Here is a 26410-nt window from a genome sequence, read left to right on the forward strand (position 1 = left end):
TTGGAAGGTTGCTCGATGCATTCTCGCGACTGCGTCGGCGCCCAGTCCATCAGCCAGGTACTGCTATTGTTGAAGGGGCTGTCGCGTTCGAGTCATCACCGCCAGGCAAGCCTACGATCATCGACGAGTATCGGGTTCGTATTGAGGTTCCGCTGGGCTCGTCGTCGGAGCTACCCAAGGCATACGAAATTGGCGGGCGAATCCCGCGTGGTGCAGATAACCATATAAATTTCGATGGTGATCTATGCCTCGGGTCTCCCCTTGCAATTCTGGCTGTTCTGGGCAACAGGCCGACTTTGGTCGCATTTGTCGAGAAGTGCCTCGTGCCATTTCTATACGCTGCATCATGGCGAGAGCAGGGTCTGCCTGGATTCCCATTTGATGAACTTGCGCATGGCACAGCGGGACTCGTCGACGACTACCAACGGATCTTCTCGATCAAAGGCCGGGATCGCGTAGCCTACACTTTGCATCTGCTTGCACTGCGGAGGCGAGTGGCCAACAAGATGATGTGCCCATGCGGCTGCGGGCTTCGGCTGGCAAAGTGCAGGCTGCACGCCTCGCTGATGCCCTTTCGACGCTTTGCACCAAGGTCCTTCTATCGACGCCAAGCGAAGACTGTACTTCAGGCAGGAAGTTCGCCTAGGGATCTCTCTGGGCGAGCGGCCAGTTCCCCGCTAGTGGTGCGATCTGTCCGGACGCAACATCCGTTGTTACTTGGTTTGGCGAACTGACTATCTTGAGGCTTCTATGAGCTGGAATTCTAAGCTGCAGGATTGGGTGTCCCTCTTGGTGCACTGGGTGATCCGTCGTCGTCATCCCGGTAGGATCATGCTGGGCTCGGGTGTGGCACTGGCCGCGACAAGCTTGACCGGAGGTTGGACTTTTGGTGTGCGTGGCTCTGCCGGCGCGCTTCACTTGGCAGGCTTCGCCTCGACTAATGATGGTCTACCAGAGACATTGTTGATAGTGGTGCTCTTCTCTGGCCTTTCGCTGGCCCTGGCGGGCGTGGGACTGATGCTGTTCGACTGGAGATCCTCCAGGAAAGCCGCGGAACGTGCCGCGATTGTCGTGGTGGAGCTTAGAGGGCTCGTTGACACCTCGGACAGTTCGCTCCTGAATTCTGTACCCCGCGGTCTGACCGGTCAGAGGCTGGACGCGCTCATTGATGTTCGCGAGCTCGCAACGGCCGGAGCCATCAGGCATGCAATGCAAAAGATCGTAGCGGTTCCGGACCTGATTAGGCGCCTGCGAGGATCTCGCCCACGATCTGATGTGAAAGTGGTGGTCGGAGGGGTACTGCAGGTGCCGCTCCTTTTTTTGGCGGGTGTAATGCTCGACGATGAAGGCCGGGTTCTACCTTTCGACTGGGATCGAGTAACCGAAGTCTGGAAGTCGCTTGATGAGCCTGATGATGGTGAGCGCTTCGAGCTTTCCGGAATGGATGAATTGCCAAACGGAAGTCACCACGTGGTGCTCGCTGTCTCTGCGTCGTACCTGACCGACGTCTCCGCCGTCAAGGATACATTCGGAGAGGTGCCTGTGGTGTCGCTGTCGCTGGCGAATCCACTGCCCGGTTCGCTTTGGTCGGGTGCAAAGCAGGATGCACTGGCGGCACAATTTACGGCTGCAGTTGCAACTCTTGGCAACAAGGGCGTTAGAAGGGTCTCGCTGGTGTTGGCTGCGTCCAGTACTCTGTCGCTTAGGCTGGGGCGCGCCTACGATCGCAGGAACATGCCGGAGATTGCCTGCTATCAGTACGAACGTAAGCTTAGGCCAGCTTATCCTTGGTCTGTTCTGATTAGACCAAGCGATGTGGAACTCGTAAAAACCAGTTCTGAAGAGGTGGCATGCTGATTGGCACCAGTGCGTGCGCAGTTGTCCCCCGGGCTACCGTGCGGCATGCTCCGCAAACACTTTAGCGCCAGTGGGGCAACTGAGCAGCTCAGCTTTGGTTGATGCGCGCGGAGAAACCCGCCATAGACTGCCGGGCTCCTCCATTGGCCTGGTCTCGAAAGCAAGATGGCGACGAAAGACTCTAGAGCAAAGCGATTCGCGCGCGTGCCCCTCACGTTGCAAGCCGGATCCCAGGTAGTGGATACCCTTCGCCGATTGCAGGATTTTGCGTTGAATGCTTACATCTGGGTCGCTAGAAAAGCGCGAATGGTCGAAGGCTTGCTCAAGTTCAACCCAATCGCCGTATTGCTCCTGTTTCCACTTGTTTCCACGCCCGCGCGCTTTGCAAAGTCCCAACGCAGAGGTTTGGGAGCCTCTCTGCTCGCGACGGCCGTACTCTTGTGGACTGCTGCAGGATTCTGGACGTCTGCGATGCAGGAGCTTACTGCGAAGTCGCTTCGGATGATGGATGAGCTTCACTCCACTCAGATGGACGCGATCGCCAAGCAGCAGTACGAGCTAATACTCGGCACCATCATGGGCAGGCCCATGGGGTGCGTGGTAGTGGCATCCATCATCTTGATAGGGTGCTGCCGCACCGTCTGGTACAAGGCCTTCATTGCGGTCTACTACCGATCTTGGGGTCATCATCCGATCGTCGGACTGCACTATTTCCTCGTACAGTCCGCCTGCAGATCCAGCATCGCCTCGGCCAGCATCTTCTTGAGCTTTGCGTTCTCCGCCTCAAGCGCCTTGAGCCGCTTGGCATCGGACATATCCAAGCCGCCGAACTTGCGGCGCCACGGGTAGAAGGAGGCATCGCTGAAACCGTGCTTGCGGCACAGCTCCTTGATCGGGGTGCCAGCGGCCGCCTGCTTCAGGAAGCCAATAATCTGCTCGTCGGTGAAACGCTTCTTCATGTCCGTCCTCGGTATGGGGACGGACTCTACTTAAGTTAGGCTGGCCCTGGAAACCGGGGGCAGGCCAGTAGAAGACCCTTGTGTCGCTAGTCGAACTGCTTGGGGCAGGCAAAGATCAGCGCCACAAGCCCATCGCCGTCAATCAGCCGCAAGCTTGGCTTGCTCTGCTCGGAGTTGCGGGACGATGGGTTAAACGTGCCCAAGGCTACGAATAAGCCGCAGTCACCACTGGACAGCTTTCCCTAAAGCGCGGAAGCATCTTTGTCAGTCGCAGGGCCAGAGCTACTTCTGACTGCCACCTTGATAATTGGCGGCTCGTTGCCAAGGTGAACACTGTAGGTGGTGCGAACGCGGCGGTTCTCGTGCGATAGTGGATTTCTCAGGTGGATTGGACGCTACAAGCGCGGCGGAGAGAGAAGGTGAAACCCGGATCTTCATTGGAAAAGAACGTGCAGTGGATTTACAGCTACCTGCTTAATTTGAAGGATGAAGGCATAGTAGTTGGCAATTCGGTGACGATGGTTGGTAAGAGTGGCGCCAGGCATGAGGTCGACGTGTATTACGAGTTCGGCCGGGCAGGCGTCCGCCACCGCGTCGCAATCGAATGCAAGGACTGGGCGACGCCGGTGTCGAAGGGGCAAGTACAGGAGTTTGAGTCGAAGCTGCGCGACATCGGCAACATTACCGGACTGATGGTCTCACGTTGCGGCTATCAAACCGGTGCCGAGACCTTCGCGCAGCATCACGACATTGTTCCTCTGCGCTTCGATCAATTGCCGTCCGCTGGCAATATCATTGCACAACGGCTATCCACCGTCGGCTTGCCCGAGGAAGACTATGTGGGAGAGCCGTTCTGGGTCATCATGGAGTTGCGCGACGGCAAGGTAACCGGAACCCACTTCGGGCAGAAGGACGAGTCGGGGCAGGGAGTTATTCCACTGATGTTCTCCAGATATCACGCGGAGAGAGCGCTTCGCGAAGCGGAGCTTGATCCGAAACGCTGGGCGGTACGAGGGTTGCCTCGATTTGCCTTTCGAGCCTTCTTGCTATCTTTGGAACTGTACGAGAAGAGGATGAATGCTCGTGCGCAACTGCTTTTTCTCCCTCCTGGCGCAGCACCAGATGCGCCATTTATCGGCATTCCCGTTTCAAGAGAAGAGCTCATCCGCGAGTATTATGGTGGGGAAATTCCTTCGATTGAGGAACGCGTCAATCGTCGCTTGGCGGTCGCAGACGATGAGAGCCTGAATGCTGACGTCGCAGAAGGTTGAGTTCGCTCGTTCGGGCGTGGCGTATCTAGGAACTACTGCAATGGCTCGATCGCCGCCGCGGAGATCGCCCGAACACCTGTATAGAGCCGGAACGCGCTGCCCTGCTATATGTAGAGCTTCACCGCAGAAGCATGGCTCCGACCGGGCTTCAATCGCTGATTCGCTACCGAGCCCGAGCCCGGAAACGCATTGCGGTAAACCCTGTTGCGCGACAGGCGCGGTTCGACACCAGTCGGTGCACTTCGTCCTCGCGCAGCAGCTCTACCAGAACCAGTTTCATGTGCTCCCGCAGCCCACCGATGTTATTGTGTCTATTGATGACAGACGCCCCACGGGTGCTGGCGCCGACCCGCCGATCACGCCTAGTTGGAAAGTGCTCTACGCTGACCCCATACAGCTCTTCAGCTTGCTCGACTATTCGTCAAAAATGTCAACGAAAGGGTTCCTGATGACCTCTCACCAGCAACCCGTTCAACCTGCAATTTCCCCAAAACCTCGCGCACAGCAATGAGTCCGCCGAAGCAATGAGACCGCTCTAGGGCGTACGCTGGAGCCATGTTCGTGACAGCGTTAGGGCCACATGGCCCAGGCAACCGGAATCGCATATTTTCTCGCCCCTTTAGACTAGCGAGATAGGCGCAAGAACCCAAGAAAGGACTGGAAATATGAAGATTTTCGTTGAATCAAGTCGCGATCCAGCAGGGCAATTCCACATCAACCTGAAAGCGGACAACTGGGATGACTTCGGGCTCAAAACGACATTCTTGCTTACAGTACGTAGCGGCACTGAAAGGCATATTATCGGACAAGTCAAAATTATTGACTGCAATGTTCGACTCGGCTCTCCTAAGATCCAGAACGGGTGGACTGCTCTTCCAGATTCTTTCTGCTCATTGGGGCAGAGCATAGATTTCTACCGACGACTACGGAACCTTACGCCAGAGCACGAGAAGGCAGTACTGGTTTCGTTGCGCGATTGCGCATTTGATAGAAATATCTATTCCAAGTTCAGCGAAACCCCACAGTTTGTAAATTCGCTGACCCGCTTCACACCCGCACAAGCTGCTCTAAAATTTGCAAGAGAACAGTTCTCCTCTAAAGCCAGCAACGTGGAGAACAATGAAGACAAGCGGGCTGTATGCGATTTCACATTTCGCTCTATGCTCAGAGGATTTTCAAAAGAACATATTTTGCATTTTTCTTTTTCCGACCCCACTGTTGCGAAAATACCTTCAAGAATATGCGTAATCATAGGAAGAAACGGCACAGGAAAAACTCAGTTGCTGAGCAACCTTGCAAAGGCCGTCTCTGGTTACGGGCATGACACACAGGATGAAGCAAGCGAATCTCACCGCAAAAGCTTTCCGAAAGGCCGCCCAGAATTTACTAACGTAATAGTCGTGGCATACTCCGCATTTGACAGCTTTGAGATCCCAGGAAAGAGTAAGATCGAGCAAAAATTGATCTCAAAGACTGGATCCATCTTTGGCTACAAGTACTGCGGATTAAGAGAAAGAACTAATGATGGAAGTTACCGCATAAAAAGATCAATTGAGATATTTGAGGAATTTAAATCTGCACTTAATACCATTGATTCGCTGGCACGGAGGGAAACGTTCAGGACTTGCCTGTCACATGTTCTGAGCGACCCAGCGATGTCGTCGGTCGACGAGACAAATATTATTGAGAAATTCCAAACACTTAGCTCCGGCCAAAAGATTGTGCTAGCAATGTTGACTAAAATCGTCAGCCATGCGGAGTCTTCGTCCCTAATCATAGTTGATGAACCCGAGACTCATTTGCACCCGTCACTTACGTCCTCATTCATGCATTCGCTGCGCAGCGTCCTGGATGAATTTGACTCGTTTGCGATCGTCGCCACACACTCCCCGGTGGTCCTTCAGGAAACTCCATCCCGATATGTGAACGTTCTCTCCGGAACTCCAAATTTTCCTACAGTAAAGGCACTGACCAGAGAGTCATTCGGCGAGGAACTATCAACACTTACAGAGGATGTGTTTGGCCTACCATTCGAACAATCTAATTTCTATGCAGTGCTTAAGAGCCTCTCCGATCAAGGAATGTCGATCAAGGACATCGAGAGACTTTTTGAGAAACCTCTTGGAATGACAGCCCGCTCATTTATTACCTAGAATTCAACATCAAGGATGAGTGATGAGAAATTTACCAAAACCTACACTGGATGCTCAGAAATACTATCAACTCATATCGTCTGAGAAAAGAGGATTTCGCTCCAGACAGCTGGCGCTTGCTAAAAACAAAGTATGCGTAGCTTATGTCGAGTATTTGGCTAAAGCGCATGACTTCGCCAGCCTGATTCCAATAGACCTTCCATCAACGCGAAAGAAGGCACTGGTTCACGCGTACAGCAGCCGAACCAAAAGCTTGACGATAATGAGAGATTACCTCTTAGCCCCTGAGGTAAATGACTTTGACGAGTGCCCCTATTGTGGAATTGGAGAGCCGTTGACTCTGGACCACTACATTCCCAAAGAGACGCACCCAGAGTTCGCAATTCTCCCAGCCAATCTGGTACCCCTCTGCCACGCGTGCAATACCGTGTACAAGCGAGATCAGTTCCTGTGCGCCGGAGGCAATAGAATATTCATCCATAGCTATTTCGACACAATTCCAGCGTACAGTTTCATACGCGCGAGCATTGATTCGACCGGCACTGAAACCATCGTCTCATTTAAAATAAATCATGACCCCGCAAATGCAGACTTTAGCTTGGTGCTGGAGAGGCAGTTCTTAGCACTTAACTTAGCAGAACGCTTCTTTAAGAAGTCGGCATCGATGATGTCGCGGAACAATCCAACTTTTCAACGTTTCTTTAAGTCGGGCGGAGGGGCTCGGCTTGCGATGGAGCTCCGCGCCCTCGCAGACGGACTGCGACCCAGCCGCACAAGCAACCATTGGGAGGTTGCGCTAATTGACGCATTGGCGGCGTCGGCAGAATTCTGTGGCGGCGGATTCGTCAAACCAATTAGACGAGGATAAGGAACCCAGCCTGCCCTCGACCACGCTGGCGTCACGATTGCGGCTCACTACTGGTTAACGGCAGCAGGTACTAGCGCATCCAGGTATACCCAACCGCAAAGACAGCAGCGCCTTTACCACATACGAGAAGGGCGCCTCTCGGCGCCCTCGTTCTTTCAACTCACTCCCACTCAATAGTAGCCGGCGGCTTCCCCGAGATGTCATAGACAACCCGCGACACCCCCCGCAACTCATTGATGATCCGGTTGCTCACCGTCCCCAGGAACTCATACGGCAGATGCGCCCAGTGCGCCGTCATGAAGTCAATCGTCTCCACGGCCCGCAGCGCAATCACCCACTCATATGCGCGCGCGTCGCCCACCACGCCCACCGACTTCACCGGCAGGAACACGGCGAACGCCTGGCTGGTCTTGTCGTACAGGTCGGCCTTGCGCAGCTCATCGATGAAGATGGCATCGGCCTTGGCCAGCAGCTCAGCGTATTCGCGCTTCACTTCACCCAGGATACGCACGCCCAGGCCCGGGCCCGGGAACGGATGGCGGTAGACCATGGTGCGCGGCAGGCCCAGCTCGACGCCCAGGCGGCGCACTTCGTCCTTGAACAGCTCGCGCAGCGGCTCCACCAGGCCCAGCTTCATGTGCTCCGGCAGGCCGCCCACGTTGTGGTGGCTCTTGATCACGTGTGCCTTGCCGGTCTTGCTGCCGGCCGACTCGATCACGTCCGGGTAGATGGTGCCCTGCGCCAGCCACTTGGCGTTCTTCAGCTTGTTCGACTCTTCATCGAAGATCTCAACGAACAGGTTGCCGATGATCTTGCGCTTGGCCTCCGGGTCGCTCACGCCTTCCAGCGCGGCGAAGTAACGATCGGCGGCATTCACGCGCACCACCTTCACGCCCATGTGCTCGGCGAACATCGCCATCACCTGGTCGCCTTCCTGCCAGCGCAGCAGGCCGGTATCCACGAACACGCAGGTCAGCTTTTCTCCGATGGCCTTGTGCAGCAGCGCGGCCACGACGGACGAATCGACGCCGCCGGAAAGGCCCAGGATCACTTCGTCATCGCCCACCTGTTCGCGCACGCGGGCGATCTGGTCGTCGATGATGTTGGCGGCGGTCCACAGGGTCTGGCAGCCGCACACATCCACCACGAAGCGGCGCAGCAGCGCCTGGCCCTGCAGGGTGTGGGTCACTTCCGGGTGGAACTGCACGCCGTACCAGCGCTTTTCTTCGTTGGCCATGGCGGCCACCGGAATGCGGTCGGTAGTAGCGGTGATGGTGAAGCCCGGCGGCGCAACGGAGACGTGGTCGCCATGGCTCATCCAGACATTCAGCTTCGGCTCGCCGCCGTGGTCGCTCAGGCCCTTGAACAGTGCATCCGGGTTGATCACGTTCACTTCGGCGTGGCCGAACTCGCGCTGGTCAGCGGCTTCGGTCGCACCGCCCAGCTGGGCGGCCAGGGTCTGCATGCCGTAGCAGATGCCGAAGATCGGCAGGCCGCTGTCGAACACTTCCTGCGGCGCGGCCGGGGCGCCCGGCAGCGTGGTCGATTCAGGGCCACCGGACAGGATGATGCCCTTGGCGCCGAACGCGGCGATCTCGGCCGGGTTGTGGTCCCACGCCCAGATTTCGCAGTAGACGCCCAGCTCGCGGATGCGGCGGGCGATCAGCTGCGTGTACTGCGCGCCGAAATCGAGGATGAGGATCTTGTCGTTATGGATGTTGGTCATGGTGCCGTTCCAGTGGTGTTTTTCGCAGCGCCCGGCGCTTCAAGGCTCTGCGTCAGCGTGGCGATGAACGCCTCGCGTTGTTGAATATGTGAGGGGTCTTCCTCGTCCCAGCGCAGCATCAGCAGGCCGTGCGGTGCATTGGGGTTGGCGCGGTCGGCGCGCGGCAGTTCGGCGATTTCCTGCACTTCGGTGCCGGGCACGATGCGCCGTTGCAGCGCCGCCATCGAGACACCCGAATCCGCAGCGCCCCAGGACGCCCAGCGCACGCTCATCCGTGCGGGCTCCAGCGCGCCCAGTACCGGTGTCAGCACCGGATCATCCGGCCCGTGCAGAAGTTCGGTCACGCATTGCAACGTGACCTGCAGCGGGCGCTCGCCGGTGCCCTTCAGCAGCCAGCGCTGTTCGCCAGCGGCCTGCACCTGCCAGCCCTTCGGCAGCGAGAACGCGTTCTGGCACGCCTGCACGTCCTGCAATTGCGAAACCGCCGCGCCCGGAGACCCGGAGCGCGGCGGCGGTTCGGACAACGAACAGCCTGCCATCAGCAGGCTGCCCGTAATCGCAAGAGCAGTTCGCAAGCGCATCAGGCGCGGTAGTTCGGCGGCTCTTTGGTGATCGTCACGTCGTGGACGTGGCTCTCACGCTGGCCGGCGCCGCTGATCTTCACGAACTTGGGCTTGCTGCGCATGTCTTCGATGGTGGCGCAGCCCACGTAGCCCATGGTGGCGCGCAGGCCGCCCATCAGCTGGTGGATGATGCCGCCCACCGGGCCGCGGTACGGCACGCGGCCTTCGATGCCTTCCGGCACCAGCTTGTCGGCGGTGGCGGCGTCCTGGAAGTAGCGGTCCTTCGACCCCTTCTCCATGGCAGCCAGCGAACCCATGCCGCGGTAGCTCTTATACGAACGGCCTTGGTACAGCTCGGTCTCGCCCGGCGATTCCTCGGTACCGGCCAGCAGGCCACCGACCATGATGGTCGAGGCACCGGCGGCCAGCGCCTTGCCGATGTCGCCCGAGTAGCGGATGCCACCGTCGGCGATCAGCGGGATGCGGTCCTGCAGCGCTTCGGCCACCAGATCAATGGCGGTGACCTGCGGCACGCCGACGCCGGCGACGACGCGGGTGGTGCAGATCGAGCCCGGGCCGATGCCGACCTTGACTGCGTCCGCGCCGCTGTCCAGCAGCGCCAGTGCGGCTTCGCCGGTGCAGATGTTGCCACCGATGACCTGCACCTGCGGGAAGTTCTTCTTGACCCAGCTGACGCGGTCCAGCACGCCCTGCGAGTGGCCGTGCGCGGTATCGACCACGATCACGTCCACGCCGGCGGCGACCAGCGCTTCCACGCGGCGATCGGTATCGCCACCGACGCCGACGGCCGCGCCGACCAGCAGGCGGGTCGACAGATCCTTGGCAGCGTTCGGGAAGTCGGTGTTCTTCTGGATGTCCTTGACGGTGATCAGGCCACGCAGTTCGAACGAATCGTTGACCACCAGCACCTTTTCGATGCGGTTGCGGTGCAGCAGCTGCAGCACTTCGTCAGAGGCCGCGCCTTCCTTGACCGTGATCAGGCGATCCTTCTTGGTCATGATGTGGCGGACCGGATCGTCCAGCTCGGTCTCGAAGCGCATATCGCGGTGGGTCACGATGCCGGCCAGCAGGCCGTCGCTGCCCACCACCGGCACGCCGGAGATGTTGTGCGCCTGGGTCAGGGCCAGCACGTCGCGGATGGTGGTTTCCGGGCCGACGGTGATCGGGTCGCGGATGACGCCGGCCTCGAACTTCTTGACCTTGGCCACTTCCGCGGCCTGCTGTTCCAGGCTGAGATTCTTGTGGATGATGCCCATGCCGCCGAGCTGGGCCATGGCGATGGCCAGGCGGGCTTCGGTGACGGTATCCATGGCGGCGGACAGGATCGGAAGCTTCAGCTTCAGGTCGCGAGTCAACCGCGTTTCGAGGTTGACGTCCTTGGGCAGGATGGTCGAGTGGGCGGGGACGAGCGAGACGTCGTCGTAAGTGAGTGCTTCAGCCTGGATGCGCAGCATCGGCATACCCGAGATGTGGGGAAGCGCGACATTTTACCCCTTTTTGGCACCCTGTGGCAGGGGGTAGATGCGACGCAGTGTCGCGCGGGCGGTGGTTGGTTCAGGGGGCCATCCGGGCCAGCGGCATACCGCCTTTGGTAGGTGCCAACCAAGGTTGGCACCTACCAGGAGCGGGTCATCGGCCTGCCCCGGCATTGTGCCGACCAACGGTCGGCACCCACCCCAAAAGGTCAGCTCAGCGCTTCCGCGGCTTCCAGCGTGTTCTGCATCAACGTGGCCACGGTCATCGGGCCCACACCACCCGGCACCGGGGTGATCCAGCTCGCCCGCTGGGCGGCCGCTTCAAACCCGACATCACCCACCAGGCGGCCGTCATCCAACCGGTTGATGCCCACATCAATCACCACCGCGCCCGGCTTCACCCACTCGCCCGGCACGATGCCCGGGCGGCCCACCGCCACCACCAGGATGTCGGCATTGCGCACGGCCTGTTCCAGCACGTCCTTGGGGGTGAACTTGTGGCAGCTGGTCACGGTGCAGCCGGCAATCAGCAGCTCCAGGCCCATCGGGCGACCGACGTGGTTGCTCACGCCCACGATGGTGGCGTTACGGCCGCGCACCGGCTGGTCGGTGTGGCCCAGCAGCGTGGTGATGCCGCGCGGAGTGCAAGGGCGCAGGCCGAACTCGCGCAGGGCCAGGTGGCCGACGTTTTCCGGATGGAAGCCGTCCACGTCCTTGCGCGGGTCGATGCGCTGGATCAGCCGGCGCGCGTCGGGGATGCCCGGCAGCGGCAGCTGGATCAGGATGCCGTTGATCTTCGGATCGGCGTTGAGCTGGTCGATCAGGTCGAGCAGCTCGGCTTCGGTAGTACCGGCCGGCAGGTCGTAGTCATGTGCCTCGATGCCGACCTTCTCGGCGGCACGGCGCTTGTTGCGCACGTACACGGTCGAAGCCGGGTCGCCACCGACCAGCACCACGGCCAGGCCCGGGCGGCTGCCGCCGGCGGCCACGCGCGCGTCGACGCGCACCTTCAGGCTGTCGAGCAGGTCCTCGGCGATGCGGCGGCCATCGAGGATGCGGGCAGGATGCTGGGGGGCGGAATCGGTCATCGGGAGCAGGCGTGGGGCGGCGGGGACGCTATTGTCCCCGATTCAGGCCCCCTCGCCCACCGCCGGCTTTGGCAATGCCGGCCGCTGACCGACAACGGCACATTGCCACCGACCGGCAACACGGGCCGCTGGCCGACAACGGCAAATGGCCGACCACCTGGTAGTGCCGGCCGCTGGCCGGCAACCTCAGCGCACTATCCGTCGGTAGTGCCGGCCGCTGGCCGGCAAATACGGAAACGTCCCGACGTCATGAGGTTGCCGACCAGCGGCCGACACTACCGGGCTTTATTCTTCCTCTTCCGGCACATCCTGCGGGTTCAGCGTCTTGCTCTCCCGCTTCGGCGCAGTGAACGGCGTCGGCGTCGGCACGCCCTGCGGGCTGTTGCCGTAGATCATCCGTGCGCCGGCATTCAAACCACCACCGGCAATTTCCAGCTCAAAGCGCTCGGCATCGCGACGGCGGATCTGCTCGGCGATCTCCACCGCGTCATCCTCATCCGCCCCCAGCTCCACCAGCGCGGCCTGGCCGAACAGCACTGCCGATTCAAACGTCTCGCGGATCTGGAAATCGACACCGGCATGGATCAGCCGCAGCGAATGCTCGCGGTCGAACGAACGCACCATCAGCTTGGCCTGCGGGAACTCGTGCGCCACCAGTTCAACGATGCGATCAGCCGCTTCGGCCTTGTCCACGCACACCGCAATCGCACGCGCGGTGGCCGCGCCTGACGCGTGCAGCACGTCCAGACGCGTGCCATCGCCGTAGTAGATCTTGAAACCGAAGCGCGCGGCGCTCTGGATCATCTCCACATCGTTGTCGATGATGGTCACGTCCACGTCGCGCGCCAGCAGCGACTGGCTCGCGACCTGGCCGAAGCGGCCGAAGCCGATCAGCAGCACGCTGCCGGACAGGCCGTCGGCCTCGTCCACACCGTCCATGTTCACCGTCGGCTTCGGTGCGATGCGCTTGTAGACCAGTACCACCAGCGGGGTCAGCGCCATCGACAGCACCACCACGGCGGTGAAGTTGGCATTGATCTCCAGGTCGATCACGCCGGCCGATGCGGCGGCGGAGAACAACACGAAGGCGAACTCGCCGCCCTGCGCCATCAGCACACCACGATCCAGCGCCTGCGCGTGATCGCTGCCCATCACGCGCGCGACCACGTAGATGCACAGCGCCTTGGCCGTCATCAACGCCAGCACCAGGCCGAGGATCAGCTGCCAGTTGCCAGCCACCACACTCAGGTCCAGCGCCATGCCCACGCTGAGGAAGAACAGGCCGAGCAGGATGCCGCGGAACGGTTCGATGTCCGCCTCGATCTGGTGACGGAAGGTCGACTCGCTCAACAGCACGCCGGCCAGGAACGCGCCCATCGCCATCGACAGGCCGGACAGCTGCATCAGCAGCGCCGCACCCAGCACCACCAGCAGCGCAGCGGCGGTCATCACCTCGCGCGCCTTCGATTCGGCCAGCACGCGGAACAGCGGGTTGAGCAGGAAGCGGCCGACCAGCACCAGGCCGACGATGGCACCGACGCCGATCGCCACCGACAACCAGCGCGAGCCCTCGCCGTCGGCACTGCCTGCGCTCGGGCCCATCCAGGCCACCAGCGCCAGCAACGGCACGATCAGCAGGTCTTCGAACAGCAGGATGGAGACGATCTTCTGCCCCGACAGCAGCGCGATGTCGCCACGCTCGGCCAGCAGCTGCATTACCACCGCGGTGGAGGTGAGCACGAAGCCGGTGGCACCGATGAAGGCCACCTGCCATGGCAGGCCGAACAGCTTGGCGATACTGGTCAGGACCAGCGCACAGGTGACGATCTGCAGCGTGCCCAGCCCGAAGATCTCCTTACGCAGGCTCCACAGATGCGAGGGTCGCATCTCCAGGCCGATCACGAACAGGAACATCACCACGCCGAGCTCGGCGGTATGCAGGATGGCCTGCGGGTCGGAGAACCAGCCCAGCCCGAACGGTCCGATCGCCAGGCCAGCGGCGAAGTAGCCCAGCACCGAGCCCAGGCCGGCCCGGCGGAACAAAGGCACCATCACCACCGCCGCGCCCAGCAGGGCCACGACCTTGACCAGCTCGCTGGTCGCTGCTTCTACCGCCATGCGGTGTTTTCCCCAAGATCCAGAATCGGGTTCAACAATAGAGCAATGCCGATGACGGCAATAGCACGCATGTTGCGCCGGATTGTCTTGGAGGTGGAACGATGCCGGGGACAGACCCCAACATCATCCCGAAACCCGATACATCCATCCACGCATGGCGTGGATCTACCGAAGCATTAGTAGATCCACGCCATGCGTGGATGAATCCCCGGCCGGGCTCACCCGCTCCGGCAAAACGCGGCGTAGTCGATATACCCCGGGAACGGCACACCCGGCGCGCACACCGGGCAATGCGGGTCCGGCCGGATGCCGGTCTCGCGGAAGCGCATGCCCAGCGCATCGAAGCGCAGCAGGCGGCCGACCAGCGGCTCGCCGATACCCAGCAGCAGCTTCAGCACCTCGGTGGCCTGCAGCACCCCGGCCAGGCCAGGCAGCACACCCAGCACACCGGCCTCGGAACAGTTCGGTGCGAACTCCGGCGGCGGCGGCTCCGGGAACAGGCAGCGGTAGCACGGCGCCACGCCACGCTGGCGGCCAGCGTCAAACACGCTTACCTGGCCATCAAAGCGCTCGATGGCGGCATACACCAGCGGTTTGGCGTGCTTGATGCAGGCGTCGTTGAGCAGATAGCGCAGCGGGAAGTTGTCCGACCCATCCAGCACCACGTCCACGCCCTCGATCAGCGCATCCACGTTCTCGGAGGTGACCCGCTCCGGCACCGCCTCGACCTCGATCGACGGGTTCAGCGCCAGCAGCCGCTCGCGCGCGGAATCGACCTTGAGCTGGCCGACGCTGGCTTCGGTATGCACGATCTGCCGGTGCAGGTTGCTGCGCTCCACCCGGTCGTGGTCGGCGAAGCGCAGGTGCCCTACCCCGGCCGCGGCCAGATAGAAGCCGGCCGGCGCGCCCAGGCCGCCGGCACCCAGCACCAGCACCCGCGACTGCTGCAGCCGGCGCTGGCCGGCCTCGCCCACCTGCGGCAGCAGCAGGTGGCGCGAATAGCGGTCGTAGAAATCGCGGTCGGCGGCGCTGGCCAGCGGCTGCACCAGCGGCAGCGATTGCTCGCGCCAGGCCACGGTGCCGCCCGTCACGGAAGCGACGTGGGTGTAGCCGGCCTCCTGCAGAAACTGCGCGGCATCTGCCGAGCGCTTGCCGCTCTGGCAGATCAGCAGGATCTCCTGGTCGTGCTTTGGCAGATGCGCGGCCGGGTCGGCCTGCAGTTCGCCCTTGGACACGCCGCGCGCGCCCTCGGCCATCCCGCCGGCCCGTTCGTGCGCTTCGCGCACATCGATCAGCACCGCGCCGTGGGCCAGGCGCTCGCGTGCCCGCGCGGGGGAAAGCTCTTGGATGCTCATGGCCGCATTATCGCGCAGACACCTTCGCCGCGCCTTGCCCCGAACATGGCACCATGCGGGCGTTGCCCCCTGCATCCCGGAACCGCTGCATGCGCTCTGCCACCGAATTCTGGCGTGACCCGCGCATGCCCTTCGTCGAAAGCCGACGGGCGTGCGACAGCCGCGCCTGCCATCGCCCGCACAGCCATGACACCTTCTCGATCGGCGCCGTGGACGCCGGCAGCAGCCTGTTCACCGGTGCTGTGGAAGGACCGCGCCTGCTGCAGCCTGGCAGCCTGGTCGGCGTACCTGCAGGCCGCGTGCACGCCTGCAACCCCCTGCCCGGCCAGGTCTGGAGCTACCAGATGCTGCATCTGGACGCGCGCTGGATGGCCGAGGTCCGCGCCGAGTATGACGACCTGCCCGAACCCGACTGGCAGCAGGAACCGATCCGGATTTCCAACCATCGCCCGCGCTACCAGCAGTACTGCCAGCTCAACGAGACGCTGTTCTCCGACGATCCGGTCAGCGTCAAGGAAGCGGCCCTGATCGCGTTCGTCGGCGATCTGGATGAACACGATGGTGTAGCCGTGGCCGGCCCACCTGAAGATGCCGCATTACAGCAGCGGCTGCAGCCGGTGATGGACATTCTGCGCCAGCGGCTCGAACACACCCCGGCCCTGCAGGAGCTGGCATCGCTGGCAGGCATGAGCCGCTACCAGCTGATCCGCGCCTTCCGACGTGCCACGGGCCTGACCCCGCACGCCTGGCAGATCGACCAGCGCATCCAGGAGGCCCGGCGGCGGCTGTGCGAAGGGCAGGCACTGGCCGTGGTCGCCCATGCATTGGGGTTCGCCGACCAGAGCCATTTCCAGCGGGTCTTCAAGGCCCACGCCGGTGCGACCCCGGGCCAGTACCGGCGCTGAGCCTGCAATAACGTTCAATACCATCGCGCGGCGCATCCCCACACTGGCGCCCCCGCCAGCCGCCGCCGGACCCGATGGAACAGTTCCTGGTCATCGCCACCGTACATTTTCTCGCCCTGCTCTCACCCGGCCCCGACTTCTTCCTTGTTGCGCGCACTGCGATCACCTCTGGCTGGCGCACCGCCAGTGGCGCCTGCGCAGGCATCGCCCTCGGAAATGGCGTCTTCATCGTGGCCGCCTTCACTGGAATGGCCATGCTGCGCGCAGATAGCGCAGGGTTCATTGCGGTGCAGTTGGCGGGCTGCGGGTTCCTGCTGTACCTCGGCACGCTGTTCCTGCGCCATGCGGGTTCGACGACGCTGCAGGCACCTGCCACGGAATCGCGCGCGGGCGATACGCACGGGTGGTGGAAGGCGGCAGGACTGGGCACTCTGTCTGCGCTGCTGAACCCGAAGAATGCGCTGTTCTACGCAACGTTGGCGGCAATGCTCAATGGCCCCCAGGCCAACGCCGCAACGAAGTTCTTCTATGGCGCGTGGATGTTCGGCATCGTCCTGCTATGGGATCTGCTGGTAGCCGCGCTGGTCGGCCACCCGTGGGTGCTGGGCCGATTCGCACGCGCCCTGCCCTGGCTGGAGCGCGCCGCAGGGCTCCTGATGATTGCGCTGGCGCTATGGATCGTCGTGTCGCTGTGGGTGGGCTGATGCCGGCGATTCGCGCCTGTCGCAATAGCGTTCAATACGGCGCGTCCGCACCAACCCACACTCGGCACTTTCTGTAGGTCGGTGGCAGGTTTACGTGCAGCAGTTCTTCATCGTCGCGGTGCTGTACGGCTTCGCCATGCTCCTGCCTGCTTCCAATCACGCGAAGATCCTGCGCACCGCAATGGGCGCGGGCGGGCGCGCCGCCATGGCCGCGTCGTTCGGTATCGCCATCGGTACGGGCGTCATCTGTGCGACGGCTTTCGTTGCAGCGGGCATGCTGGGAAACCGCGGCCTGTGGACGCTGGCGATGCAGTGCGCGGGCTGCCTCCTGCTGCTGCGCCTGGCGGGCATGTGCCTGCGCGACGCCGGCTTGACCCCGTTCTCTCCGCTTTCCCTGCAGATGCCCTTGGGCCTGCGCGCCCGCTCCCGTTGGCCGCACGCCGAAGCAGGATGCCTGCTGGCGCTCGCCAGCAGCAGCAACTGGATGCTGCAGTTCGCGATTGCAGCCCTGGTTACCGGCCTCGTTGCCGACACGGGCACCCAGGCCGCTTACGTGGCCTGCCTGAGTGGCGTCGCGCTGTCGCTCGGCCTGCTGATGGCATGGCTCGGCAGCCATCCGCGCAGGGCACAGGGGTGTTGCCGATTGCTTCCATGGCTGGAGCATGCCGCGGGCCTGCTGATCGGGGCGGTGTCGGTGGCGTACCTGGCAGGTGCACTGGGTACGACCCTGGTCTGGGCAAGCATCTCGGGGCAGGTGCAGCTGCCGGAATCGATCCCCGCCACAAGCCAGGTGCAACCGGCTTCAACATCGCGGCGCGGCCGAGGCATGCCATGCGCGTTGCCGCATTGCCGCGCACGTCGCAGCAGTCCGCCCTGATCGAGACATCGAGAACCAAACCCATGCCTGGCTGGCACGCCCAGCGCGCCCGCAACAGCAGCGTTCGGGTTTCATACTATTAGGCCGATGTTCGCACGGACAATCGCCACAACGCTTCGGAACCGACCACGAGATGAGCATGCACAGTAGTTACCCTGATGATCCGTCCGGCTCGATCGTCGAAAGGACCGACATAGCACCGCTTGGAGCAGGGCCTTTGGAGGGAACAACCTTCACGGTGAAGGACAATATCGATCTGGCGGGTCATAAGACCTCCTATGGCAGCCCCGCTTGGCGGGCCAGGCATCCTGCGCCGAAGCTCAATGCGCTTTGCGTCGATCAGGTATTGGCTGCGGGCGCGCGCTGCGTGGGTAAGGTCGTCGCGGACGAATTCACGTATAGCCTCGACGGCGAAAGCCAATTCTTCGGCACGCCGGTGAATGCCAGGGCTCCAGATCGCATTCCCGGCGGCTCTTCAAGTGGATCGGCAGCGTCGGTCGCCAATGGCGTGGCCGATTTCTCCATCGGCACCGATTCGGGCGGCTCAATCCGTGTTCCTGCGAGCCTGTGCGGTATTTGGGGCATGCGTCCATCCCTGCACCGGATTTCCGAAGCCGGCGTGCTGCCCTTCATGCCGAGCGTCAGCACGGTGGGCGTCGTTGCCGCATCATTGAACCTGCTTGATGCAGCGACACGGGTTTTGCTGCGCAGCAGCTCAAGCCAGCCGGCGCCGCTGCGACGTATCCTGGTCCTCGCCGATGCGCTGGACATTGCTGACGAAGCAGTGAGAAACCAGGCGGAGGCCGCCTTGCAGGCGATCGCCACCCGCACAGGCATCGAGCCGGAGACAGTCCGCTTCTCGCAGATCGTCGGCGCGGACGTTCCGCTAGTCGATTGCAATGTGAAGGCGCTTCGGAATCTGCAGACGGCCGAATTCCAGAGCACGGTTGGCAGCTGGATCGAAACACACAAGCCCGAGCTTGGCTTTGCCTTCTCCATGGCGTATGGAAATGTGCAATCGTTCGACCGGCTTACCGCACTCGACAGCATCACCCGCTGCGAATGGTTCTTCGAGAGGATCAATGCTTTCCTCATGCCCGGAACCGTCATCTGCTTCCCCACGACGCCTGTCATTGCCCCTCTCAAGGGATCGCTGACGACGCTGGAAGCCGTGCTGGACTTCTACGATAGGACAATGGCGATCACCGCCTTTTCCGGTGTCGCGCGGCTGCCCGAGATTTCCATGCCGTTGCTGACTGTCGACAATTGCCCGGTTGGACTCTCTGTTGCCGCTGGTCATTATCAGGATGAATTCGTGCTGGCCTCAGCCAGGCAGATGACAGAAGGAATTGCATAAGTCGAATCCAGTCCTGGCCATAAAGAAGCGTCCATACCCAAATCCCGTCGCTGAAAGGTCCTCTCGTCGAGTTCCACATTGAGGTAGGTCCCCCAGCGACCGCCTAGCGCACATCAATCATCGCGGCGCCGTAGGCCAGGCGCTCACACGCCTGCGCGGGGGAAAGCTCTTCGATGCTCGAGGCCATATTGTCGGGCACGGGGCGCCGGACCGCCTCGACCGGTATCTGCGAACACGGGGGATTGCCGGCCAGCGGCCGGCACTACCACAAACAAGAAAGGCGGCCCTGCGGCCGCCTTTCTCTGCATCACTTGCCCTTGACGTGCTTCATCAAGCGCCGCTTGGCCTTGACCTGCCGCTCGGTGAGGACGTTCTTCTTGCCCTCGTACGGGTTGGTGCCCTCGCGGAAGATGAAGCTCACCGGCGTGCCGATCAGCTTGAAGCGCTTGCGGAAGAAGTTCTCCAGGTAGCGCTTGTACGATTCCTGCAGCTCCTTCAGGCGCGTGCCGTGCACGATGAAGGTCGGTGGGTTTGCCCCGGCCGGGTGCACGTAACGCAGCTTGGAGACATGGCCGCGGATGGTCGGCGGCGGGTTGGTCTCGTACGCCACTTCCAGCGCCTTGTTCACTTCGCTGGTGGTGAAGGTCTTGTTCGCCGATTCGTGCGCGCGGTGCACCGCACGGAACAGCTCACGCAGGCCCGAGCCATGCTTGGCCGAGATGCGCACGGACTCGGCCCACGGCACGAAGCCCAGCTTCAGCGACAGCATGGTTTCAGCCTGCTCGCGCTGGTACTCGGTCAGGCCATCCCACTTGTTGATGGCGATCACCAACGCGCGGCCGGCGTCGAGCACGGCACCGAGTACGGTGGCGTCCTGGTCGGTCACGCCTTCGGTGGCGTCGAGCATCAGCACGGCCACCTGGCACTGCTCGATCGACTGCATGGTCTTGACCACCGAGAACTTCTCGACGACCTCGTCCACGCGCGAACGACGGCGCAGGCCGGCGGTGTCGATCAGGCGGTACTCGCGGCCATCACGCTCCAGGTCCACGGCGATCGAGTCGCGGGTGGTGCCCGGCACGTCGGAGGCGATCATGCGCTCCTCGCCGAGGATGCGGTTGACCAGCGTCGACTTGCCCACGTTCGGGCGGCCGACGAAGGCGATGCGGATGCGGTTCGGATCGTTGTCCAGCTCTTCGCCGCTGCCTTCTTCCGGCAGGCGCTGGACCACTTCGTCCAGCAGGTCGTCAAGGCCCTGGCGATGCGCGGCCGACACGGTCAGCATCTCGCCGAAGCCGTAGCGGGCGAACTCCGAACGCACGGTGTCCTCGTCGGTGCCGTCGATCTTGTTGATCAGCAGCAGCGTCGGGCGCGACAGCTTGCGCAGCCAGGCCAGGATCTCGTCGTCCATCGCCGAGGTGCCCTCACGGGCATCGACCACGAACAGGATCAGGTCGGCTTCCGCCGCAGCGGCGCGGGCCTGGCGGGTGGTAGCCCCTGCCAGACCCTCTTCCTCTTCCGCGATACCGCCGGTGTCGACGACGAGGAAATGATTGTCCTCGTCCAGACGGCAGACACCGTAGTTGCGGTCGCGGGTGACGCCGGGCTGGTCATGGACCAGCGCGTCACGGGTGCGCGTAAGCGCATTGAAAATAGTCGACTTGCCGACATTCGGCCGTCCAACCAGGGCGACCAAAGGCAGCATCGCGATTACTCCAATTTTTAATTTGCCAACCGGAAGGCGGTCAGCTTGCCATCAACGTTCTGCACCAGCAGCACCCCGTCTACGACGATTGGCTGGGCCAGCAGGGCGTCACCGCCGCTCTTTGCCCGTGCCGCCATCGCACCATCGGAGGTCTGCAGCCAGTGCACGTATCCCTTGTAGTCGCCGACCACGACGTAGTCGCCGTGCAGTGCCGGGCCGGTCAGCGAGCGACGGGCCAGTGCGGTCTGCGACCACATCGCCGCGCCGCTGGCCTTGTCCAGGCCGAACACGCCGCCCTTGTTGTCGGTGACGAACACATTGCCAGACGAGACCGCCACGCCACCGGCACCGCCATGGTCGCGCGCCCACAGCGGGCGACCGGTCGGGCCTTCGATGGCCATCGTCTGGTTCTTGAAGCTGCTCACGAACAGGGTATTGCCATCCAGCACCGGCGCACCGTCGACATCGGCCATGCGCTCCAGCTCGGTACGGCCTTCACCGTTGCCCACATTCTGTTCCCACAGGGTGCGGCCATCCTGCTGGGCCAGGGCGGCAACCGCGCCCTCGTCCTTGCCGATGAACAGCACGCCCGGGCCGGTCACCACCGGCGCGTTGCCACGCACGGTCAGCGCCGGCAGCTCGCTCGGGTTGAACCACTTCTGGGTGCCGTTGCCGGCATCGAACGCGGTGATGCGGCCGTCATTGCTGCGCACGTAGACCGCGCCCTGGGCGATGGCCGGCGCGGCGATGACTTCACCCGGAACACGGGCGCGCCACTTCTCGCTGCCATCGTTGATGTCCAGGGCGATGACCTGGCCATCAAGCGTGCCGATCACGACCAGGTTCTCACCGACCCCCGGGCCGCCGGACAGGCGCAGCTTGGCCTTCTTCTTTTCCTTCTTCGGCTCCCAGGTCCAGACCTTCTTGCCGGTCTGCAGGTCGATGGCGTGCACGCCACCGGTGAGTGCCGCAGCGAACACGTGGCCGTTGGCCACGGCCGGGCCCTGGCGCACGCCGATGCGGCGCTCGCCCTTGCCGAGGTTGACCGACCAGGCCTTGTTGACCTTCAGGGTCGGCTCGAACTTGACCAGCTCAGCCGGTTCCTGTGCCTTCTTCGCGGCCGCGTCCTTGCCGGCGAACCAGCCCTTCACGGTGCTGCAGCCGGTCAGGGCCATGCCCATCAGGAGCACGGTGGCGACGCGGGTGATCATGACCTTCTGACTCATCAAACCGACTCCGCAGGGGCGGCAACGGTGCCGCCGGCGTCCATAACCTTGGTTTCCAGCAGGCGCCGCTGCGGCGCTGCCACGTCCAGCGACTTCAGCGCTTTCTCGTACTGGCCTCGGGCGTCATCACGCTTGCCCTGCGCCATCAGCGCGTCGCCATGGATTTCCAGGCTGCTGCTGTCGGTGGCGCTGCCCAGCAGCTTGATCGCCTCGTCACTCTTGCCGGTGGCCACCAGCAGGCGGGCCACACGCTGGTCGACCACGCGCTGCAGGTCACCTTCGACCTTCACGCCGCGCAGGGTGGCCAGGGCTTCTTCGTTCTTGCCGGCGTCGACCTGGGCCTTGGCCAGCTGCAGCGCCGCGAGGTCGCCGTAGATGCTGGACGGGCCAGCTTCGAGCGCCTTGACCGCCTTGGAGGCGTCGTCGAGCTTGTTCTGCTGCAGGCCAACGAGTGCCTTCTGGTACTCGACATTGGCCGAGGCCAGCTTGCCGCCCTGATCCTTCTGGTACCACTGCCAACCGGCAATGGCACCGATGGCGATGACTACGCCACCGAGGATGCTGGCGCCATTCTTCCGCAGCCAGCTGCGGACGCGTTCACTTTGTTCGTGCTCGTCGAGCAGATCGTCGATCGCCATGCGTACTCTCGCCCCGCCCATCGGGAGGGACCATTGGGATTAATCGAAGGTGGTGAAACCGCGCCTCAGTGCGAAACCGGGACTACGGAGCCTTCAGAGGATACCTGAAAGCGTGCCACGTTGGCTCGCTGGTAGGGGGTCAGATCGACGATAGCGCCGTTCTGCTGAACCTGGACCGCCGAGGCGTTGCCCAGGGTCACCCGGGTCACCTGGCCCGGCGTGAAGCTGCGGCTCTCGCCGGACTTGATCAGCGCCTTCTCGACGGTAGCGCCGTCCGGGCCGCCGATATCGACCCAGCTGTCGCCGCTGAACTGCATGTCCAGCGTGTTGGCGGCAGCCGCTGGTGCCGGGGCTGAACGCGGCACCGGGGCCAGCGAGGCTACGTATGGGGTGGCGGCCGGCTTGCTGGCCGGGGCGCTCGCCACGTCAGCCACGGCGGCCGGCTCGACGCCGGCGGCAGACGGGGTCACCGGCACAGCGGCCGGGATCGCGTCCAGCGAAGCGGTGTTCGGCGACGGCGTCGCACTGCCATCAAAATGACCACGGGTGGCGAACCACACCGGCACCGCCAGCACCGCGGTGATACCGACATACAGCACGCGACGGCCGAGATTCTCGGCAATGCGGCGCGCACGCGGGGTATGGGTATGGCTGACCAGGGTGGGCGGAACCACCGGGCCGACCTGGGCCTGCTCCAGCAGCTGGCTCACATCCACGTCCAGCAGGCGCGCGTAGCTGCGCAGCTGGCCGCGCACGAACACCGGCGCCCCCAGCTTCTGCCATTGTTCCTCTTCCAGCGACTTGACCACCTGGACCGGCATGCGCAGGCGCGAGCCGACATCTTCGAGGGTCAGTCCGGCCGCCTCGCGGGCCTGGCGCAGGCGGCTGCCGCAGCCGGCCGCAGTCTCGAGAGCGCTCACAGTCTGGTCATCAATCACAATGCATCAACCCTGGAGTTAGGAGCCCGCTTCCTGCGGAAATTCCTGTCGAATGCGCTGAAGATAGCGGTCAGATGCCGCCCGATCTCCCAGCCGCGCTTCGATTTGAGACGCAAGTTGTAACACGGAACGCGTTGCGGGTGCAGCCGCAATCCTACGTTCGGCGAAGGCCCGGGCCTCCATGAAGCGGCCCTGGCGGAAGCTGAGCTGGGCCATCGCCTCCAGCGCGACCGGGTTTCCCGGCAGCGTTGCCAGCGCCGCACGCAGGTCGCGCTCGGCACGTTCGAACTGGCCGGCGTCCAGCGCACAGCCCCCGGCATTGGCCCGGGACTCGGCCGGCGTGGCGTAGCCCGGCGCCTGCAGCGCACGATCGAACCAGACCAGCGACTCGGCCGGCCGGCCCTGCTGGCACAGCCACGCGCCGTAATTGTTGAGAATGTCCCCGCGCTGCGGCGCCTGCTCGGCAGCCCTGCGGAAGCTCTCGCCAGCCTGCTGGGTCCGGCCACGGCGCTCGTCGATGCCGGCCAGCAGCACCAGCGCATCGGGCGACTCGGGGGCCAGCTTCAGCGCCTCGCGCGCCTTGCGTTCGGCCGCATCGAGGTTGCCCACCTGCATGTCGCGGGCGGCCAGGGCCAGCAGGTCCTGCAGGCGCACCTGGCGCCGCACGCTGTCCGGATCACGGACCGAGTAGACCGGCGCCTCGCTGGGGCCCAGCTTGGCCTTTGGATGGGATTTGCAGCCGCCGACCGCAACGGCCAGCATGCCTGCGAACAGAACCAGCCAGAGGCGGTCAGGCCGCGGCATCGCTCCCCTTCCCCGCCTGCAGCGTCTTGTTGAACTCCGCCTGGCGGCGGGTGCGGTCCATCACCTGGCCCTTGAGCTGGCCACAGGCGGCGTCGATGTCGTCGCCACGGGTGCGGCGGACCATGGTCAGCACGTTGCTGTCGAGCAGGATCTTCTGGAAGGCACGGATATGCGCTTCTTCCGAACGCTCGTAGCGGGTGCCCGGGAACGGGTTGAACGGAATCAGGTTGACCTTGCCCGAATCCTTGGCCTGCACCGCGTTGTCGAACTGCCGCATCAGGCGGGCCAGCTCGCGGGCATGCTCGGGCTTGTCGTTGATGCCCTTCATCAGGGTGTATTCGAAGGTGACCGATTCGCGGCGCTTGTTGGCGCGCAGGTAGCGTGCGCACGAGGCCATCAGCTCGGCGATCGGATACTTCTTGTTGAGCGGCACCAGGGTCTCGCGCAGCGCGTCGTTCGGCGCATGCAGCGACACCGCCAGCGACACGTCGCTTTCGGCAGACAGGCGGTCGATCTGCGGCACCAGGCCGGAGGTCGACAGGGTCACGCGCTTGTTGGCCAGGCCGTAGCCCAGGTCGTCGCGCATCACGCTCATGGCGCGCACGACGTTGTCGAAATTCATCAGCGGCTCGCCCATGCCCATCATCACCACGTTGGTGAGGCGGCGCATCTGGTGCGGCACGTTGCCCAGGTGGCGTGCGGCAACCCACACCTGGCCGATGATCTCGGCGGTGGTCAGATTGCGGTTGAAGCCCTGGGTGGCAGTGGAGCAGAACGTGCAGTTCAGGCCGCAACCGACCTGCGAGGACACGCACAGCGTGCCGCGGGTCTTGTCCGGGATGTACACGGTCTCGATGGCGTTCTTGCCATCCACGCCCATCGCCAGCAGCCACTTGTGGGTGCCGTCGGCGGAGGGCTTGTCGAACACGATGTTGGGAACCAGCACCTCGGCATGGGCCTGCAGCTTGGCGCGCAGGACCTTGCCGAGGTCGGTCATTTCATCGAAGTCGGTGACGTAGCGATGGTGGATCCACTTCATCACCTGATGGGCACGGAACTTCTTCTCGCCGAGAACCTCGACGAAGAACTTCTCCAGGCCCGCGCGATCGAGGTCGAGCAGGTTCTGCTTGCCAGCCGTGGGTGCCGACTTCGGCAGCGGCTGGATGGCGGGGGACTGTACGACCTCGTTCACGGCATTACTCTCAGCGCGAAACGACTTCGGTGGCGGCGAAGAAGTAGGCGATTTCAATCGCGGCATTCTCGACCGAGTCCGAGCCGTGGGCGGCGTTGGCATCGATGGATTCGGCGAAGTCGGCGCGGATGGTGCCCGCAGCGGCTTCCTTCGGGTTGGTGGCGCCCAGCAGGTCGCGGTGGGCCAGGACGGCGTTCTCGCCCTCCAGGGCCTGGATCATCACCGGGCCGGAGATCATGAACTCGACCAGCGCGTTGAAGAACGGACGCTCGCGGTGCACGGCGTAGAAGCCTTCGGCTTCACGGCGCGACAGCTGCTTGTACTTGGCGGCCACGACCTTCAGGCCGGCCTTCTCGAAGCGGGCGTAGATTTCGCCGATGACGTTCTTGGCAACGGCGTCCGGCTTGATGATCGAAAGGGTGCGCTCCAGCGCCATGGGATGTCTCCAATGGAATCGGGCCGCTGATGGCCCGAAGGGTAACATGAAAAAAACCCGCGTCGGGACGCGGGCTTAGCCTGATAAAGGTAGGCGAATTGTAAACTATAAAGCGGCAGGGTGGTAGTGCCGGCCGCTGGCCGGCAGGCTGGCGCCTCACGGGCTGCCTGCGGT

Annotated in this window: 21 protein-coding genes and 1 pseudogene; 8 read left to right on the forward strand and 14 right to left on the reverse strand. The window is 63.0% G+C overall.

Annotated elements, in window-relative coordinates; translation table 11 throughout:
- The first annotated feature begins 750 nt into the window (after positions 1 to 750).
- On the forward strand, positions 751 to 1857 hold the full coding sequence (locus ABE423_RS01610) for an SAVED domain-containing protein (RefSeq protein ID WP_346484706.1): 1107 nt from the start codon (positions 751 to 753) through the stop codon (positions 1855 to 1857).
- 734 nt (positions 1858 to 2591) lie between these two features.
- On the opposite strand, the pseudogene ABE423_RS01615 reads toward ABE423_RS01610, so the two are convergent.
- A pseudogene (locus ABE423_RS01615) lies at positions 2592 to 2816 on the reverse strand (transposase); the annotation flags it as partial.
- Positions 2817 to 3265: 449 nt separating this feature from the next.
- On the opposite strand from ABE423_RS01615, the gene ABE423_RS01620 reads away from it, so the two are divergent.
- The 3 genes from ABE423_RS01620 (at position 3266) to ABE423_RS01630 (ending at position 7108) form a co-directional block, all read left to right on the forward strand.
- Positions 3266 to 4087 (forward strand): restriction endonuclease, encoded by an 822-nt coding sequence (locus ABE423_RS01620; protein WP_346484707.1) that lies wholly within the window; start codon positions 3266 to 3268, stop codon positions 4085 to 4087.
- Positions 4088 to 4752: 665 nt separating this feature from the next.
- A complete protein-coding gene (locus ABE423_RS01625) occupies positions 4753 to 6240 on the forward strand; it encodes an AAA family ATPase (protein ID WP_346484708.1) in 1488 nt (495 codons plus the stop codon).
- Positions 6241 to 6262: 22 nt separating this feature from the next.
- Positions 6263 to 7108 carry an HNH endonuclease gene (locus ABE423_RS01630; RefSeq protein WP_346484709.1) on the forward strand — a complete coding sequence of 282 codons (846 nt, stop codon included), beginning with the start codon at positions 6263 to 6265 and terminating at the stop codon, positions 7106 to 7108.
- 160 nt (positions 7109 to 7268) lie between these two features.
- On the opposite strand, the gene guaA is transcribed toward ABE423_RS01630, so the two are convergent.
- From guaA to moeB, 6 genes are all read right to left on the reverse strand, one after another.
- Complete coding sequence (gene guaA, locus ABE423_RS01635; RefSeq protein WP_005413109.1) at positions 7269 to 8834, reverse strand: glutamine-hydrolyzing GMP synthase; 1566 nt, start codon at positions 8832 to 8834, stop codon at positions 7269 to 7271.
- Positions 8831 to 9307, reverse strand: a complete 477-nt coding sequence (locus ABE423_RS01640) for a hypothetical protein (protein ID WP_346484726.1) — start codon at positions 9305 to 9307, stop codon at positions 8831 to 8833. Before ABE423_RS01640 ends, guaA begins: the two co-directional genes overlap by 4 nt.
- A 107-nt stretch (positions 9308 to 9414) precedes the next feature.
- Positions 9415 to 10872: an IMP dehydrogenase gene (gene guaB / locus ABE423_RS01645; RefSeq protein ID WP_049483302.1), complete on the reverse strand. Its 1458-nt coding sequence runs from the start codon at positions 10870 to 10872 to the stop codon at positions 9415 to 9417.
- A 230-nt stretch (positions 10873 to 11102) separates the two neighbouring features.
- Positions 11103 to 11981, reverse strand: a complete 879-nt coding sequence (folD, locus tag ABE423_RS01650; RefSeq protein WP_049402332.1) for a bifunctional methylenetetrahydrofolate dehydrogenase/methenyltetrahydrofolate cyclohydrolase FolD — start codon at positions 11979 to 11981, stop codon at positions 11103 to 11105.
- Between the two features lie 285 nt (positions 11982 to 12266).
- On the reverse strand, positions 12267 to 14099 hold the full coding sequence (locus ABE423_RS01655) for a monovalent cation:proton antiporter-2 (CPA2) family protein (RefSeq protein ID WP_346484710.1): 1833 nt from the start codon (positions 14097 to 14099) through the stop codon (positions 12267 to 12269).
- Between the two features lie 218 nt (positions 14100 to 14317).
- On the reverse strand, positions 14318 to 15454 hold the full coding sequence (gene moeB / locus ABE423_RS01660; protein WP_346484711.1) for a molybdopterin-synthase adenylyltransferase MoeB: 1137 nt from the start codon (positions 15452 to 15454) through the stop codon (positions 14318 to 14320).
- An 89-nt stretch (positions 15455 to 15543) separates the two neighbouring features.
- Here moeB and ABE423_RS01665 point away from each other — a divergent pair, with 89 nt between their 5' ends.
- The 4 genes from ABE423_RS01665 (at position 15544) to ABE423_RS01680 (ending at position 19297) form a co-directional block, all read left to right on the forward strand.
- The gene (locus ABE423_RS01665; RefSeq protein WP_346484712.1) at positions 15544 to 16359 is read left to right on the forward strand and encodes an AraC family transcriptional regulator; all 816 of its coding nucleotides are present in this window, start codon (positions 15544 to 15546) and stop codon (positions 16357 to 16359) included.
- 74 nt (positions 16360 to 16433) lie between these two features.
- Entirely contained in the window at positions 16434 to 17063 is a 630-nt protein-coding gene (locus ABE423_RS01670; protein ID WP_253144407.1) for a LysE family translocator, read from the forward strand.
- Between the two features lie 94 nt (positions 17064 to 17157).
- Positions 17158 to 17940, forward strand: a complete 783-nt coding sequence (locus ABE423_RS01675; RefSeq protein WP_180836863.1) for a lysine transporter LysE — start codon at positions 17158 to 17160, stop codon at positions 17938 to 17940.
- A gap of 139 nt (positions 17941 to 18079) precedes the next feature.
- The gene (locus ABE423_RS01680; protein ID WP_189719609.1) at positions 18080 to 19297 is read left to right on the forward strand and encodes an amidase family protein; all 1218 of its coding nucleotides are present in this window, start codon (positions 18080 to 18082) and stop codon (positions 19295 to 19297) included.
- A gap of 307 nt (positions 19298 to 19604) precedes the next feature.
- On the opposite strand, the gene der is transcribed toward ABE423_RS01680, so the two are convergent.
- The 7 genes from der to ndk all read right to left on the reverse strand — a co-directional run bounded on the left by der (position 19605) and on the right by ndk (position 26236).
- On the reverse strand, positions 19605 to 21002 hold the full coding sequence (gene der, locus ABE423_RS01685; protein ID WP_049453247.1) for a ribosome biogenesis GTPase Der: 1398 nt from the start codon (positions 21000 to 21002) through the stop codon (positions 19605 to 19607).
- A 17-nt stretch (positions 21003 to 21019) separates the two neighbouring features.
- Positions 21020 to 22228, reverse strand: a complete 1209-nt coding sequence (bamB, locus tag ABE423_RS01690; RefSeq protein ID WP_121503076.1) for an outer membrane protein assembly factor BamB — start codon at positions 22226 to 22228, stop codon at positions 21020 to 21022.
- Positions 22228 to 22866 carry a tetratricopeptide repeat protein gene (locus tag ABE423_RS01695; RefSeq protein WP_032130493.1) on the reverse strand — a complete coding sequence of 213 codons (639 nt, stop codon included), beginning with the start codon at positions 22864 to 22866 and terminating at the stop codon, positions 22228 to 22230. Before ABE423_RS01695 ends, bamB begins: the two co-directional genes overlap by 1 nt.
- A gap of 65 nt (positions 22867 to 22931) precedes the next feature.
- Entirely contained in the window at positions 22932 to 23804 is an 873-nt protein-coding gene (locus ABE423_RS01700; protein ID WP_032130492.1) for a RodZ domain-containing protein, read from the reverse strand.
- An 18-nt stretch (positions 23805 to 23822) separates the two neighbouring features.
- The gene (gene pilW, locus ABE423_RS01705) at positions 23823 to 24608 is read right to left on the reverse strand and encodes a type IV pilus biogenesis/stability protein PilW (RefSeq protein ID WP_346484716.1); all 786 of its coding nucleotides are present in this window, start codon (positions 24606 to 24608) and stop codon (positions 23823 to 23825) included.
- On the reverse strand, positions 24595 to 25800 hold the full coding sequence (rlmN, locus tag ABE423_RS01710) for a 23S rRNA (adenine(2503)-C(2))-methyltransferase RlmN (RefSeq protein ID WP_005409296.1): 1206 nt from the start codon (positions 25798 to 25800) through the stop codon (positions 24595 to 24597). The genes pilW and rlmN overlap by 14 nt, the downstream gene beginning before the upstream one ends.
- A gap of 10 nt (positions 25801 to 25810) precedes the next feature.
- On the reverse strand, positions 25811 to 26236 hold the full coding sequence (gene ndk, locus ABE423_RS01715) for a nucleoside-diphosphate kinase (RefSeq protein ID WP_008265389.1): 426 nt from the start codon (positions 26234 to 26236) through the stop codon (positions 25811 to 25813).
- Positions 26237 to 26410 lie beyond the last annotated feature (174 nt).

The sequence above is a fragment of the Stenotrophomonas sp. TWI1409 genome, assembly GCF_039673015.1.
Taxonomy (GTDB): Bacteria; Pseudomonadota; Gammaproteobacteria; order Xanthomonadales; family Xanthomonadaceae; genus Stenotrophomonas; species Stenotrophomonas maltophilia_A.

Coding starts and splice junctions, on each gene's coding strand:
- ABE423_RS01610 (WP_346484706.1), top strand. CDS start 751: ATGAGCTGGAATTCTAAGCTGCAGGATTGGGTGTCCCTCTTGGTGCAC.
- ABE423_RS01625 (WP_346484708.1), top strand. CDS start 4,753: ATGAAGATTTTCGTTGAATCAAGTCGCGATCCAGCAGGGCAATTCCAC.
- ABE423_RS01630 (WP_346484709.1), top strand. CDS start 6,263: ATGAGAAATTTACCAAAACCTACACTGGATGCTCAGAAATACTATCAA.
- guaA (WP_005413109.1), bottom strand. CDS start 8,834: ATGACCAACATCCATAACGACAAGATCCTCATCCTCGATTTCGGCGCG.
- guaB (WP_049483302.1), bottom strand. CDS start 10,872: ATGCTGCGCATCCAGGCTGAAGCACTCACTTACGACGACGTCTCGCTC.
- folD (WP_049402332.1), bottom strand. CDS start 11,981: ATGACCGATTCCGCCCCCCAGCATCCTGCCCGCATCCTCGATGGCCGC.
- ABE423_RS01655 (WP_346484710.1), bottom strand. CDS start 14,099: ATGGCGGTAGAAGCAGCGACCAGCGAGCTGGTCAAGGTCGTGGCCCTG.
- moeB (WP_346484711.1), bottom strand. CDS start 15,454: ATGAGCATCCAAGAGCTTTCCCCCGCGCGGGCACGCGAGCGCCTGGCC.
- ABE423_RS01665 (WP_346484712.1), top strand. CDS start 15,544: ATGCGCTCTGCCACCGAATTCTGGCGTGACCCGCGCATGCCCTTCGTC.
- ABE423_RS01670 (WP_253144407.1), top strand. CDS start 16,434: ATGGAACAGTTCCTGGTCATCGCCACCGTACATTTTCTCGCCCTGCTC.
- ABE423_RS01680 (WP_189719609.1), top strand. CDS start 18,080: ATGCACAGTAGTTACCCTGATGATCCGTCCGGCTCGATCGTCGAAAGG.
- der (WP_049453247.1), bottom strand. CDS start 21,002: ATGCTGCCTTTGGTCGCCCTGGTTGGACGGCCGAATGTCGGCAAGTCG.
- bamB (WP_121503076.1), bottom strand. CDS start 22,228: ATGAGTCAGAAGGTCATGATCACCCGCGTCGCCACCGTGCTCCTGATG.
- ABE423_RS01695 (WP_032130493.1), bottom strand. CDS start 22,866: ATGGCGATCGACGATCTGCTCGACGAGCACGAACAAAGTGAACGCGTC.
- pilW (WP_346484716.1), bottom strand. CDS start 24,608: ATGCCGCGGCCTGACCGCCTCTGGCTGGTTCTGTTCGCAGGCATGCTG.
- ndk (WP_008265389.1), bottom strand. CDS start 26,236: ATGGCGCTGGAGCGCACCCTTTCGATCATCAAGCCGGACGCCGTTGCC.